9 protein-coding genes are annotated in these 13927 nt (G+C 41.9%); 7 read left to right on the forward strand and 2 right to left on the reverse strand.

What is annotated here, in order from left to right; genetic code table 11:
* Positions 1-35 precede the first annotated feature (35 nt).
* Both B6K83_RS05195 and B6K83_RS05200 read left to right on the forward strand, forming a co-directional pair.
* Positions 36-917, forward strand: coding sequence for an ABC transporter ATP-binding protein (locus B6K83_RS05195; protein WP_085283920.1), 882 nt, complete (start codon positions 36-38; stop codon positions 915-917).
* 1 nt (position 918) lies between these two features.
* Positions 919-1926: an ABC transporter permease gene (locus B6K83_RS05200; RefSeq protein ID WP_085283894.1), complete on the forward strand. Its 1008-nt coding sequence runs from the start codon at positions 919-921 to the stop codon at positions 1924-1926.
* A 355-nt stretch (positions 1927-2281) separates the two neighbouring features.
* Here the strand turns inward: B6K83_RS05200 and B6K83_RS05205 are convergent, their stop codons facing one another.
* Positions 2282-4417: a winged helix-turn-helix domain-containing protein gene (locus B6K83_RS05205; RefSeq protein ID WP_085283895.1), complete on the reverse strand. Its 2136-nt coding sequence runs from the start codon at positions 4415-4417 to the stop codon at positions 2282-2284.
* A gap of 440 nt (positions 4418-4857) precedes the next feature.
* Between B6K83_RS05205 and B6K83_RS05210 the strand changes: the two genes are divergently transcribed.
* From B6K83_RS05210 to B6K83_RS05220, 3 genes are all read left to right on the forward strand, one after another.
* Positions 4858-7935, forward strand: a complete 3078-nt coding sequence (locus B6K83_RS05210) for a TonB-dependent receptor domain-containing protein (protein WP_085283896.1) — start codon at positions 4858-4860, stop codon at positions 7933-7935.
* A gap of 145 nt (positions 7936-8080) precedes the next feature.
* On the forward strand, positions 8081-9259 hold the full coding sequence (locus B6K83_RS05215) for a metallophosphoesterase (RefSeq protein ID WP_085283897.1): 1179 nt from the start codon (positions 8081-8083) through the stop codon (positions 9257-9259).
* An 80-nt stretch (positions 9260-9339) separates the two neighbouring features.
* Positions 9340-9759 carry a YbaN family protein gene (locus B6K83_RS05220; RefSeq protein WP_233143797.1) on the forward strand — a complete coding sequence of 140 codons (420 nt, stop codon included), beginning with the start codon at positions 9340-9342 and terminating at the stop codon, positions 9757-9759.
* Positions 9760-9779: 20 nt separating this feature from the next.
* On the opposite strand, the gene B6K83_RS05225 is transcribed toward B6K83_RS05220, so the two are convergent.
* On the reverse strand, positions 9780-10358 hold the full coding sequence (locus B6K83_RS05225) for a DUF4202 domain-containing protein (RefSeq protein WP_085283921.1): 579 nt from the start codon (positions 10356-10358) through the stop codon (positions 9780-9782).
* 261 nt (positions 10359-10619) lie between these two features.
* On the opposite strand from B6K83_RS05225, the gene B6K83_RS05230 reads away from it, so the two are divergent.
* Both B6K83_RS05230 and eno read left to right on the forward strand, forming a co-directional pair.
* Complete coding sequence (locus B6K83_RS05230) at positions 10620-12257, forward strand: CTP synthase (RefSeq protein WP_085283899.1); 1638 nt, start codon at positions 10620-10622, stop codon at positions 12255-12257.
* Positions 12258-12413: 156 nt separating this feature from the next.
* The gene (gene eno, locus B6K83_RS05235; protein ID WP_085283900.1) at positions 12414-13712 is read left to right on the forward strand and encodes a phosphopyruvate hydratase; all 1299 of its coding nucleotides are present in this window, start codon (positions 12414-12416) and stop codon (positions 13710-13712) included.
* The last annotated feature ends 215 nt before the right edge of the window (positions 13713-13927 follow it).

The raw sequence follows: 13927 nt of genomic DNA on the forward strand, positions 1-13927 counted from the left end.
TGAATACTCAGTTAAGCAAGGTTGTGGAGTTGGTCATGCAAGACGTAATTCGCGTTGAAAATTTAACGAAGAAATATAAAGATGTCATTGCGGTTGACGGAGTTAACTTTACCATAAAAAAAGGGACTTGCTTTGGCTTACTTGGGCCAAACGGTGCGGGCAAAACCACTACCATTGAAATCATGGAAGGCATAATCAAGGCAAGCGAAGGACAGGTCTATTATTACGATAAAGCCATTAATGCTGCAATGTCACAGCAAATAGGTATTCAGTTTCAACACACGGCATTACAAGACTTTTTAAGCGTACAAGAAACGTTAAATTTATTTACCTCTTTTTATCAGCATACAATTGCCATTAGTGAGTTGGTTGAGTTGTGTGATTTAAGTGAATTTTTAAATCGCGATAATCGGCTGCTATCAGGCGGTCAACGCCAACGCCTATTGCTGGCATTAGCGTTAATTAATGATCCTGATATTGTTTTTCTAGATGAGCCAACAACTGGGCTTGACCCACAAGCTAGGCGAAACTTTTGGCAATTAATTAAAAATATCAAAGCGCGTGATAAAACCGTAGTGTTAACCACTCATTATATGGATGAGGCGCAACAGTTATGTGACGATGTGTTGATTATGGATCACGGTAAGGTTATTGCGCGAGGCTCACCTAGGCAGTTACTAAACCAACATTTTCAAGAGGTGTTTATCTCTTTACCTGCCATACAGGTACCTGATGCACTTGTTGAGCACTACGGTTGGCATATCAATGCGCAACAAGTTGAAATTACCACCGCTGATGTTGAAGCAACCTTATCGTTATTGCTAGCAAAAAAAATTTCACTAACTGGGTTGCACATTAAGTCGCCTAATTTAGATGACTTATTTTTAAAGCTCACTGGCCATTCATTACGGGATTAATATGCTAAATATTTCACGTTTTTATGCGGTTGTTAAAGCTCGCAATATTGAGTTTTTTCGCGATCGCGCGTCATTGGGATGGAATTTATTTTTCCCTATCTTAATGCTGTTGGGATTGTCATTGGTGTTTTCAGACAATGATAAAGCGGCTTATAAGGTTGGTGTTGTTAATTTGGTTGAGCATCCGTCACCGTTTTTAACGACAAAATATATTCAATTTATTGACTATACCGAGTCCTCAACCGCGAAAATCAAACTAGCACAACACAAAATTGATTTGTTAGTAGATTTTAATCGTCAACAATACTGGGTAAATGCAGAAGCGCCAAAAAGCTACTTAGTCGAAAAAATATTGTTAAATAGTCATCTAGACTTTCAGCGCCTTGAAACTCAAGGTAGACCAATTCGCTACTTGGATTGGGTATTGCCTGGCATTTTAGGTATGAACATGATGTTTAGCAGCTTATTTGGTGTTGGCTATGTTATTGTTAGGTATAGAAAAAATGCAGTATTAAAACGGCTGAAAGCAACTCCCCTTACCGCGCTAGAGTTTGTTTCAGCACAACTCGTGTCGCGACTGTTTATTGTGATGTTTATGGCTATTGTGGTCTATATTGGCTGTAACTTTTTCTTTGATTTTTACATGTTAGGCAGTTATCTAGACTTGTTTATTATTGCGCTACTGGGTGCATTTAGCTTAATAACCTTAGGCTTATTAGTGGCCAGTCGCAGTAAAAGTGAGGAGCTTATCGGGGGCTTATTAAATTTAAGCTCTTGGCCAATGATGCTGCTTTCAGGGGTTTGGTTTAGCTTAGAGGGGGCGCCAAAAGCAATACAAGTTTTTGCAGACTTTTTACCATTAACGCATTTAGTTGTTGGCGCGCGAAAAATTATCACTGAAGGGGCAAGCTTAGCCGATATTAGTTATCACCTAGGTATTTTAGTGATCATGAGTACATTATTTTTAAGCTTAGGCGCGTATTTTTTTAGTTGGAATACCGAGCGTTAAAGGCTCAGTGGCACAACAAGACAGCTAAAAGAATTGGCGATTAGTGTTTGTGTTGTGCAAAAAAGTTCAGGCCGCTTTGATTAGGCGCTACGTTTATTATCAGCAGGGCAAGTATGACGTTAGGCGAAGACGTAATTACTGCGTTAGGAACTATCGCCATCTGACACTCCGGCACGGCGAAAGTTCTTGATTATTTTTATTGGTATTCGATTAAAAGACCCGCGCTATTGTTAGTGTTTTCGGTGCGCCAATCATGAAATAGCCTAAGCCAACGTGCGGCTAATCAAATACAGCTAGTGGGCTATAAAAGAAAGTAACGCCCGCGAATAATGATTAAATCCTGTTTGTTTCGCCTCTAAGGCTGATCAAGTAATGGATGAGTTAGCATTTTGATATCTGATTGTGGTGACAAGGCATGAGTGAACAATAAGGTATTTTGCTCAGCAACTAACGACAGTGCACTTGAGTCATCAAAAGCCTTTAATGGCAAGCGCACTATCGGGGTTAGCTGCTGTGCTATAACATCATAAGAGGCGACTTGTAGATGATGTGACTGCTTCTGGCCAAAATAAACCTTATTATCATAGTAGCTCCAAGTATAACGGGTATCAAAAAGCTCAGCAGCAATTTTAATTATCGGCTTACTTGACGCTGGTAAGTCTAGTTGCCTTTGCCATAAGCCGGCTTTTAAGTTGGTATAGAGTAAAGTATCTTCAGCTATCATTAGCCCATAGCGGCCGCCATCATAGGTGAGCCGCTGTGCCAGACCAGTGTTAATGTCAATTTTAAAAAGATCGGTAAATTCCTGAGTATAAATGGCAGAAATGATGGCACTATCATCAAAGCTCCAAGTTGGCAGGTTGTGTTTTTTAAATGGGCTTGGTACGTCCTTAAGGGTATTGCTGATTAAGTCAAAAATATAAATACGATCACCGTCACCTGATGCTGTCGGAGCCAAAAATGCAATTTTTTTACCATCAAAAGACCATTTTGGGTAGCGAATTGTTTGCTGTAAATGGGTAAGTTTTTTGCGCTCACTGCCATCACTATTTGCTACCCAAAGCTCGTAATTTCCTGATTCATTGGATACATAAGCCATTTTGTTCGCTGCCCTAGAATAGTCAGGGTAGAGATGATTAAATTCTGATTGAATTACGGGAAAAGGCGAGGTGGTGGTGTCGCTATTTAATGTTAGGCTCGCAATATAATATTGTTCTTTTCTTTGCTGATAATAAAGTTGGCCGCTGGCTTTGGCAATGGCTGGGTAACTAAAGCCAACCAAGCCTAACTTGTCTACATGCAGCGATGACGTATCGACAATATAACCGTCTCTAACATCGGATCTTTGTGCGGCGTAAACCAGCTTTTTGCCGTCAGGGTGCCAAGTTAAGCCGACAATATCTTCTTCGTTTTCGGTTAATGCTCGGGCATTTTTAGTTTTTAAATCCACCAAAAATATATTTTCACTAAAACGATTTTTTCGCCTTGATACCGCGATGCTTTTCCCATCAGGTGAGAAAGCCATGTCACGATCACTATAACCACAGTTATTCGAACAAGAAAAACGTACGGCTTTTGCCGCGGGGTTATCAAGTTCAATAAAATAAATGCCAGGGGTATCGGCGGGCGCTTCAAAGCCATGAAAAGCCAGTATTTTATTATCCGCAGATACATCTAAATAATAATAGCCTCCTTTTCTAGAGCAGGTTGCTAGTACCTGCTCTTGTTGGCTGGTGACATGCATTTTGATGATGTCACACTTACCTCGGCCTTTGCGAGCGAAATATAAATACTCACCCTTTTTACCCCAGGCTGACAAGCCTTCCTTATCACTGTCAAAGGTTAGTTGCTTAGCGGGTAGTTCGGGCTGGAGCGTATCCTTCATATATAAATTTGCTGCACCGTTATTGTCAGACCAGCTGTAGACGATATATCTGCCATCCGGTGAAGGAGAGGCAAATAATTCACTGCCTGGAGATTTGGTAATTTGTGTTACGGTTGGCGCGCCATGGTAGTGACCTTTATTATTTTTATTAACGTAAAAGGCGACAAGCGCAATGGCACAGGCCAAAAACACGGCCGCGTACTTACGTTGCAACGTCTGGCTAAACTTAACCAATGGCGTTGCTTGAGTACTGTCTGGTCGCTGAGATTTTAGCACAACTTTATCTAGCCATATTGGCTCTATCAATAGTCGATAGCCCACTTTGCGTATGGTCTCAATGACTTCATTGTTATCATCTTTTAAGCTTTGTCTTAAATGCCAAATGGCATTGGTTAAGGCTTTTTCACCCACATAACTATTTCCCGCCCAAACGGCGTCAATGAGCTCACTTCGAGGAATAATTCGTGGATATTGCTCGGCTAAATAGCACAAGACTTCAACAAACTTTGGTTGCAGTGATTGCTTTTCGCCATCAGCCAACTGAATGGCATATTCTAGTGGTTGAATTTGGTAATTAGCAATGGAGAAGGGTTGCTCATACTTCATTAAAAAATAGCGGTCCTGATAATTTAAAATGGCTAAAGCAAGCGATGAGAGCTAGCGATATGGCTAACAATACTGTGAATTTAAGCATAACCATTTGCGGCAGTTTGTACAATCAAATTCATGTTTTTAATCGTCATAAGGTGTCAATAATCAAAATATTAATTGTCGAGAAAAACTAGCAAGGATTAACCGTAAGTCATTGAATATAAATATTAATATGTAGGTAGATGTTAAATAGATATAGAAACGAGCTAGCGCAGATTGTAGTTAGTGGTGATATTTCATAAAACAAAGTTTGCCTGGAAAACTTTAGCTGTGTGTTATCGCTAACTCGGGCAAACACTGGTGAACCAAGGCATAAAAAATCAATGTTAATGTCGTTTAATTAACAGGTTATGCAGACAAATTAAAAAAATAAAACATGAAATACGGGAGCCGAGATGAATAAGAAACTTCTCACCATAGCAATTCAAAGTACTATCTTTAGTGCTGCAACCACTTTTATACCCAGTACTTTGGCAGAAAATGCCCAAGCACTGCAAGCAATTGAAAAATCGACAATCGCATCGACAGAACGCGAAACTGTCGGGAAAAAAGATGCTGAAGAAAGAATCACGGTAACTGGCTCACGTTTGCGCCGTGATAGTTTTAGTGTCGCGACTCCATTAGCAGTGATGAGCAAAGATGCCATTGAGGATACTGGCTTAGGTTCGCTATCTGAAATGCTAGTTGAAGAGTTGCCACAAATCTCAGAAGGCGTAAGTAACTCTAATAGTCAGTCTAATGTTTCGGCAACAGGGTTATCGACTATAAACTTGCGTGATTTAGGTACCAGCCGAACACTCACCTTGATTGATGGACGTCGTACCGTTTCAAACAGTTACAGTGGTAATTATGTCAGTTTAAGTACCATTCCCTCGGGTATGGTAGAGCGTGTGGAAGTGATCACTGGTGGCGCTTCTGCCGCCTATGGCTCAGATGCAGTTGCAGGTGTGGTTAATATTATTACCCAACAAGACAAAGAAGGTTTTGAGTTTAAAGTCAGGGCAGGTGAAAGCGCTAAAGGCGGTGGTGAAGAGTACTCTATTGATTTAGATTATGGCACCGAGTTTGCTGATGGCTTAGGTTATATGTATTTCAGCTCCAGTTTCGAAAAGCAGCGAGGCCTTAGCTTTTATGATCGAAAACGCGCGCAACAAGAAGATGCTTATCGTTACGATGCTAAGCAAATGTGTAATCAAATGCTGACTGAAAATGGTTTCCAATGTATGCGAGATATTACTAAAGCCGACTGGCGTAACAGAAGTGATGGCACTTTAGGCGGCGTATTTGGTGAGTCAAGTCGCAACGACACTCAGTTTTGGTATGACGGGCAAACATTGCGAGATGACTGGAAAGGTAATGAAGAAAAGTTTGGAATAAACTCAGCGCAGTACGTGATGTTAAAAGTGCCAGATCAAGCTGCGTCGGCGGCGTTCAAATTTGACTATCAACTACCTAATGATATTCAAGCTAACTTTCAGGTGCAGTACAGTGAAAATAAATCCCTTAATAATAAGTCACCAGAAGATGAATATGAAAGTGCTTATGCATTAACCATAGATCCAGAAACCGGCGCTCCAGGGCGGGTAAGGCCGGGTTATATTCCAATTGATAATCCGTTTGTACCTGATGAAATTGCCAATAGTGGCTTATATAAAGATCGCATCTATTGGGACCGACGTTTTGGCGAGGTGGGTGAAATTCAAACCGATAATAAGCGCACCACACTTCGCTCGTGGGCGGGTTTGCAAGGGACAATATTTGACGGTGACTGGGACTGGGATCTTTCGTTAGGTTATGGGCGTACAACACAAGATCAAACCCGTTATAACGAATTAAACACCATCAGAGTTAATGCCGCTTTACAAGCGGAGAAATTAGCTGATGGCACAATTCAATGTAAAGATGAGGCCGCTAGAGCGGCGGGTTGTGTTCCGCTAAACTTGTTTGGTGAAGGCGCAATTACCCCAGAAGCGGCAGATTATATTCGCTCAAACCCAACCATAAGCACAGAGATAGAACAAATAAATGTGCTCGGCTATATCGCAGGAGACTTATTTGACATGCCCGCAGGGCCGGTAGCAACGGTATTTGGCGTTGAGTACCGCAAAGACAAGCAAGATCTTCAAACCAGTGCTGAGCAGCAATATGGCGGCATTACCTTCAATGTGGTACCGGCATTTTATGGCGAAGTTAAGGTCACAGAGGCGTTTGCCGAGGCGGCCGTACCGCTGTTAAAAGATCAACCATTAGCGAAGCACCTCACCGCAGAACTTTCGGCGCGTGTTGCTGATTACAGTTGGTCAGGCTCAGACTTAGTTAAAAGTTATAAAACCGGCGTAACCTGGGAAGTAGTGGAAGGTTATATGTTGCGCGCAAATTACTCACGTGCACAACGAGCACCGACAATTACCGAATTATTGTCGCCGCCGCGTGGAGACTATGACAGCTTTGACGATATTTGTGATGGTGTGAGTGCAACATCAACCAGTACCGGGCATGATAATTGTCGATTAGAACCCGCCATTGCCGCATTAATAGCAGAAGATGCCAATTTTGTCTTTGAAGATGCTAACAATAGTTACTCACCTAATACCGGTAATACTGAGCTAAGCGAAGAAACCGCCGATACCTATACCTTAGGTATTTCTATCGCACCAGAATTTTTAACCGGTTTTCGCCTAGCCATAGATTATTATAATATTAAGATTGATGATGCTATTGCCCAAATTGATAATGCCGACATTATTGAGCAATGTTATAACTCTGAACTGGCATTTGGCCCAGAGAATAATTTTTGTAATGACATTACCCGTGACAGTGAAGGTAACATTATTGAAATACTGCAACGTTCTTACAATGTCGATCAAGTGCAAACTCGTGGTTATGACATTGCTGCAGCTTATGACTACAACCTAGGCGATATGGGGGACTTAAAAGTTAAGTTAGATTACACCCATGTTATTGAGCATTCAAAAACCTTTCAGACCAATGATGGCACGCAAACTAACCACTACGTTGGCGACTTAGAAAACGGTATTTTTGCGGACAAGGCGTCAGTGTCATTTACTTGGTATTACGATGATGCATGGCGCATTCGCTGGAGCACTAAGTTTAAAGGTCGTGTTATTGACAGCTTAGATCGAAAAGAAAGCTACTATGGCGCATTAGATGAAGCTGGCGAAGGGGGAATTTTTCTTGAAAATGAAGCCGCATGTTTAGCCGGTGAGGCGTCATGTGTTGAGAATCCTGAAGATCCGGCATTTTATAAAATCAGCTCCTATATTAAACATAGCTTGTCAGTTTCTTACGCGACAGACCTATCAAATGGCGCCGAGTTACGCATGTTTGCTGGTGTTAACAACCTTTTTGATGAAAATGGCGCGTTTATTTTGGGTGGTCGTGGTAATTATGACAGTGAGTATGGCGGTGGCATGGGGCGTTTCTTTTATGCTGGTGCTGAAGTTAAGTTTTAACATGAGCACTTAATTCAACCAACTTAAGCACATGGAAGTGCACATTTATACATATGGCGGTTTTCCGTAACGGGAAAGCGCCAACACGTTAAACTTCGCGATTAAACGAAGTTTACCTTTTCAAAACCTCAGTTCTGGAGAGCGTATGCTTTTCAATAAAAATAGCGTCACCTTAGTTACTTTGTTTGTGCTTTTGGCCTGTGCCGCTGCTGCAAATGCCGTAACGTTAACGGTGGCAAGTAAGTCGATAAAGGCACAGCAACAGCCATTATCCGTTTTGGCCGCCGACAGCCAGCCAATTCAGGCGCTGGTATCAGATCTTAATGATGGGCCGTTTGTCTTTAAAGATAACGATAAGCTAACCGCGTTATGGGTATGTAACGGTGAAAAAGTAACGCAATATTTTGACCCGCAAACTTTGCCTCTGGTACTGGCCTATTGTCAAGAGCCGGTGACATTAGATCGCAGCCATTTTTTAGAGCAGACAGTACTTGAATATCAAGGTGATTTTTCCGTTGCTGCTAGCAGTGATTTTCATGGCCAATATCAACTGATGTTACGCTTATTAAAAAATAACAACATTGTTGATCAGCAAGGGCATTGGTCGTTTGGCAATGGCCATTTTGTTATCACAGGTGATGTATTTGACCGTGGAGATAAAGTTACCGAAATCTTATGGTTTTTGTATCGTCTTGAGCAAGAAGCAGAGCAAGCCGGCGGTAAACTTCACTTATTATTGGGTAATCATGAGGTAATGGTGCTAAACGGTGACCTGCGTTATGTACATGACAAATATCTACACGTCAGCAAGCGTTTAAATATCGCTTATCAACAGCTCTATGGTAAAGGTACTGTGCTAGGCGATTGGTTGCGCACCAAAGCCGTACTGGTGAAAATTAATAATATGTTATTTACCCATGGTGGTTTTCATCCATCGTTAGTGACTGAACAACGTTCATTACAAGCGATAAATCAAGTTTTTAAAGCCAACCTTGTTAAAGCTGAGTTAACGACGCCCAGAAGTGGTTGGAGTGAGTACCTGCACAAGCGCAATGGGCCTATTTGGTATCGGGGCTATTTTAAAGGCAGCGAAAGCGATAAAGGCGCCAGTGCAGCAGAAATCGCGCTCTTACTTAAGCACTTTGACGTAGAGCACTTAGTGGTAGGGCATACTTCCCAGTCACAGGTCACAACGCGATATCAGGGCAAAGTTATTGCCATTGATAGCAGTATTAAACATGGCCAATATGGCGAGCTGCTGTTAGTAAAAGGTCGACAAAAGTGGCGCGGCAGCTTATCGGGAAAACCTTTAGTACTTGAGTAAAGCCGTGTGGTCTATGTTAGTATCATCTTTTACTAACGATGACGCTTTTTATTTGTGCACAACGTACTATGAGGTTAAAAATGTTATTAAAAATAGCGGGGGTGTTTTTTGTCGCCTTGGCCTTTATTGGTGCTTTTTTACCTTTGCTACCTACCACACCGTTTTTACTGGTGGCTGCGGCTTGTTTTGCAAAGTCGTCACCGCGTATGCATAAAATGTTATTGGCCAATAAAGTTTTTGGACCTATGATTTACCATTGGCAGCAGTCACGCAGTATTCCAAAGCGTGCGAAAATAATTGCCCTTAGCTCTATGATAATTGCGGTAGCTTGGTCCTGCTATGTTCTGCCAGCACTATGGCTGAAACTGCTCGTTGTCGGCTTAGTGCTATGGCCTTTTATCTTTCTCTGGCGCTTACCTATCTCAGATGGCAATAATGCGCCAATTTCAGCGAAAACAAAGCGGGCACAAGCTCAGCGAGAGAATAACTTGCGCCCATGATAACGCCTGATAAATCAAGGTTAGGCTAAGGCTTGAGCTATTAATTTACCGGTTTGTGTTGGTAGCGATAAACTCAACGCAATTTCTTGACCTTGGGTAGACATTTTTCGCCAAGTTAATTGCAGAATGCGAATGATTTTTTCTTCTTTGTGCTTGGCAGCAAATGCTTCGAAGTAATATTGTAAAAATACTAAGCAAGCGACATCTTCCAAGGTTTGCGTATCAGGATCAGACTTTAAGTTTTCTTTTCGGATAATGCGAGCAGTGGCATTGGCATCTTCTTCACTGTAGCCGTGCTCTAACATAACCGCTTTTGCGGTAGCGCCGTGATAAATCCCTAAGGCTTTGCGCCAAGCAAGGTAGCCTGATTTGCCACTAGGAAAGTCAGCGCGCTTTAATTGCCAACGTTTTACATGTTGGGCACGAGCGGCAATTTTTAACTGCTCGCTGGCATTTGGCCAGTAGGTGTCGAGGCAAGCCGACATATATTGACCATATAACAATTCTTTAGGGTGGCTAACACCGTCAACAACTGTGGTGTTGGTATCCGCTTGGTTGATGGCATCTATGGCGTGAAAAACATTTTTTAATTGGGACATGTAATTTAATTGGGACATGTAAATAGGTAACGAAAACGGTTTAACAAAGCCTGTAGTCTACTGGTTTTTTCTACAGATAAATACCATTGTCGGCTAAAATCTGTTTTGATTGTAAATTATGTGCAACTAGATGCGACATTGATATTGTCGTTAACATGGCTTTTAAGTATAATGTTTTCCCGTCCTACTAAATTGATTGGTTTATCAAAAACTAACTTAATTTAGTGCAAAATTTCTGTTTTTCCTGACTCTGGGTATCGCATGACAACTAGATATATTTTTGTTACTGGCGGCGTTGTATCGTCTCTTGGTAAAGGTATTGCTGCAGCATCATTGGCGGCAATTCTCGAAGCACGTGGTTTAAAAGTTACCATGCTAAAGCTTGACCCTTATATTAATGTGGATCCAGGGACGATGAGCCCAATTCAGCATGGTGAAGTGTTTGTTACCGAAGACGGAGCAGAGACAGATCTTGACTTAGGCCACTATGAGCGTTTTATTCGCACCAAAATGACCAAACGCAATAACTTCACTACCGGTCGTATCTATCAAGATATTCTGGCTCGTGAGCGCAAAGGTGAATTTCTCGGTGCTACCATTCAAGTGATCCCACATATTACCAATGATATTAAGCGTCGCGTCATTGAAGGGGCAGAAGGCTATGATATCGCCATGGTAGAAATTGGCGGCACTGTTGGTGATATTGAGTCGCAACCATTCTTAGAAGCAATTCGTCAATTAGGTGTTGAACTAGGGCGTGAACGAGCAATGTTTATGCATTTAACCTTAGTGCCTTATATTGCCGCCGCTGGTGAAATTAAGACTAAGCCAACACAGCACTCGGTTAAAGAATTACGCTCGATTGGTATTTTTCCTGATATTCTTGTTTGTCGAAGCGAGCGTGCAATCCCAGCCAACGAGCGTACTAAAATTTCGTTATTTACTAACGTTGAGAATAAAGCCGTTATTTCGATGCGCGATGTTGACTCCATCTACAAAGTGCCGGCGCTCCTTAAGGCTCAAGGTGCGGATGAGTTAGTGGTTAATCGTTTTGGCCTTGATGTTCCAGAAGCAGACTTGTCCGATTGGGAGCAGGTACTATATAAAGAAGCGAACCCATCGGGTGAAGTAGTCATTGGTATGGTGGGTAAATATACTGAGTTACCCGATGCTTACAAGTCGGTCAATGAAGCCTTAAAGCATGCCGGTATTCAAAACCAAATAAAAGTTAAAATACGCTATATTGACTCACAAGATGTTGAATCGAAAGGGGTTGAAGTTTTTGACGGCCTTGACGCTATATTAGTCCCTGGTGGTTTTGGCGAGCGTGGAGTTGAAGGTAAAATATTAACCGCGCAATATGCCCGTGAAAACAAAATACCCTATTTAGGTATTTGTTTAGGAATGCAAGTAGCCTTAATCGATTATGCGCGTAATGTTGCTGGTTTAAGTGACGCTCACAGCACAGAGTTCGACGCTGAAACAGCGCACCCTGTCGTGGGTTTAATTAATGAATGGCTAGATGATGAAGGTAAAATTGAATATCGCAGTGCCGATTCTGATTTAGGCGGCACGATGCGCTTAGGCTCACAGCTGTGTCATATCTTAAAAGGTACTAAAGCTTATGACGTTTATGGTAGTGAAACCATTTATGAAAGACACCGTCATCGTTTTGAGGTAAATAATAACTACCGTGAACAATTAAGCCAAGCAGGGTTAGTGTTCTCGGGTTTATCTACCGATAAGAGTTTAGTCGAGGTGATTGAAAATCCCGATCACCCTTGGTTTATTGCTGGGCAATTTCATCCTGAGTTTAACTCGACACCTCGCGATGGCCACCCACTGTTTACGGGCTTTATTGCTGCCGCCTTTGCGCATCAAAAGCAACAAACCCGTTAACAAGTATTGACCAAAACCGTAGCTTATTGCTGCGGTTTTGTTTTTAGTTGCCGTGAGTTTTGATTCCGGTTAACCGCTAAGAAAATCACTGAATTTAACTTTTTAATTTATCGTTTATAGCCTGCCAATGGCAGTAAATAAGGAATAGGGAACATAATGTCGAACATCAGTAAAATAATCGCTCGCGAAATCATGGATTCTCGTGGTAACCCAACCGTAGAAGCCGACGTTTATTTAGCCTCTGGCGCATGGGGACGCGCAGCTGCTCCTTCTGGCGCATCAACCGGCTCTCGTGAAGCTCTAGAATTACGTGACGGTGATAAAGGCCGTTACTTAGGCAAAGGCGTATTAAAAGCCGTTGCTGCCGTTAATAATGATATTGCTAAAGCGCTGATAGGTAAAAATGCCCTTGAGCAAGCGAATATTGACCAAATCATGATTGACTTAGATGGCACGGAAAACAAAGAAAACTTTGGTGCCAATGCTATTCTTGCAGTGTCGCTCGCGAACGCGAAAGCGGCAGCAATGGAGAAAAAAGTACAGTTATTTGAACATATAGCTGATCTGAACGGTACCTCGGGTCAATACTCATTACCTTTACCTATGATGAATATCATTAATGGTGGTGAGCATGCTGATAACAATGTGGATATTCAAGAGTTTATGATCCAACCAGTTGGTGCAAAAAGCTTTTCTGAAGCCTTACGAATGGGCGCTGAAATATTCCATGCTTTGAAAAAAGTATTATCGTCAAAAGGCATGAGCACAGCCGTTGGTGATGAAGGCGGCTTTGCGCCAAACCTAGCATCAAACGCGGAAGCGCTAGCGGTAATTAAAGTCGCGACAGCAGATGCTGGTTATGAATTAGGGAAAGATGTAACGCTTGCGCTTGATTGTGCGGCCTCTGAGTTTTACAACGCGGAAAAAGGTATTTATGACCTGACTGGCGAAGGTAAGCAATTTACCGCTAATGAATTCTCAGACTTCTTAGCGAGTCTGTGTGAGCAATACCCGATAGTGTCAATTGAAGATGGTTTAGACGAGTCAGACTGGGATGGTTTTAAATACCAAACCGATCTTATTGGCGATAAAGTGCAAATTGTTGGTGACGACCTATTTGTGACGAACACCAAAATTTTAGCCCGCGGTATTGAGCAAGGTATTGGCAACTCTATCTTGATCAAATTTAACCAAATTGGTTCATTAACAGAAACGCTTGCCGCCATTAAAATGGCAAAAGATGCCGGCTTTACTGCCGTTATTTCACATCGCAGTGGTGAAACTGAAGATGCAACCATTGCTGATTTAGCGGTAGGTACAGCGGCAGGACAAATTAAAACCGGTTCGCTATGTCGCTCAGACCGTGTTGCTAAATACAATCAGTTGCTACGTATTGAAGAATTTTTGGGTGATAAAGCGGTATTTAATGGTTTATCAGAAGTTAAAGGCCAGTAACCTCTCACTTGACTGTTTCCCGATATTTAAGGCTAGTCAGTTTTCTCGCTAGACAGTATTTAAATGCATATAAAGCCACTCATTGAGTTAATGCCGTTCGGATAAGGATCATTCCTTATATCGCAACGGATATCGGCTCGGAATATAAAGCACCGAACGTGGAAACGTTCGGTGCTTTCTTTTATCTGGAAGTATGAAGTGTTTTATATCTGCTC

This window comes from Colwellia chukchiensis, assembly GCF_002104455.1.
Lineage (GTDB): Bacteria > Pseudomonadota > Gammaproteobacteria > Enterobacterales > Alteromonadaceae > Cognaticolwellia > Cognaticolwellia chukchiensis.

Excerpts from the sequence above, each read along its gene's own strand:
- B6K83_RS05195 (WP_085283920.1), top strand. The coding sequence starts at position 36 with ATGCAAGACGTAATTCGCGTTGAAAATTTAACGAAGAAATATAAAGAT.
- B6K83_RS05200 (WP_085283894.1), top strand. The coding sequence starts at position 919 with ATGCTAAATATTTCACGTTTTTATGCGGTTGTTAAAGCTCGCAATATT.
- B6K83_RS05205 (WP_085283895.1), bottom strand. The coding sequence starts at position 4,417 with ATGAAGTATGAGCAACCCTTCTCCATTGCTAATTACCAAATTCAACCA.
- B6K83_RS05210 (WP_085283896.1), top strand. The coding sequence starts at position 4,858 with ATGAATAAGAAACTTCTCACCATAGCAATTCAAAGTACTATCTTTAGT.
- B6K83_RS05215 (WP_085283897.1), top strand. The coding sequence starts at position 8,081 with ATGCTTTTCAATAAAAATAGCGTCACCTTAGTTACTTTGTTTGTGCTT.
- B6K83_RS05220 (WP_233143797.1), top strand. The coding sequence starts at position 9,340 with ATGTTATTAAAAATAGCGGGGGTGTTTTTTGTCGCCTTGGCCTTTATT.
- B6K83_RS05225 (WP_085283921.1), bottom strand. The coding sequence starts at position 10,358 with ATGTCCCAATTAAAAAATGTTTTTCACGCCATAGATGCCATCAACCAA.
- B6K83_RS05230 (WP_085283899.1), top strand. The coding sequence starts at position 10,620 with ATGACAACTAGATATATTTTTGTTACTGGCGGCGTTGTATCGTCTCTT.
- eno (WP_085283900.1), top strand. The coding sequence starts at position 12,414 with ATGTCGAACATCAGTAAAATAATCGCTCGCGAAATCATGGATTCTCGT.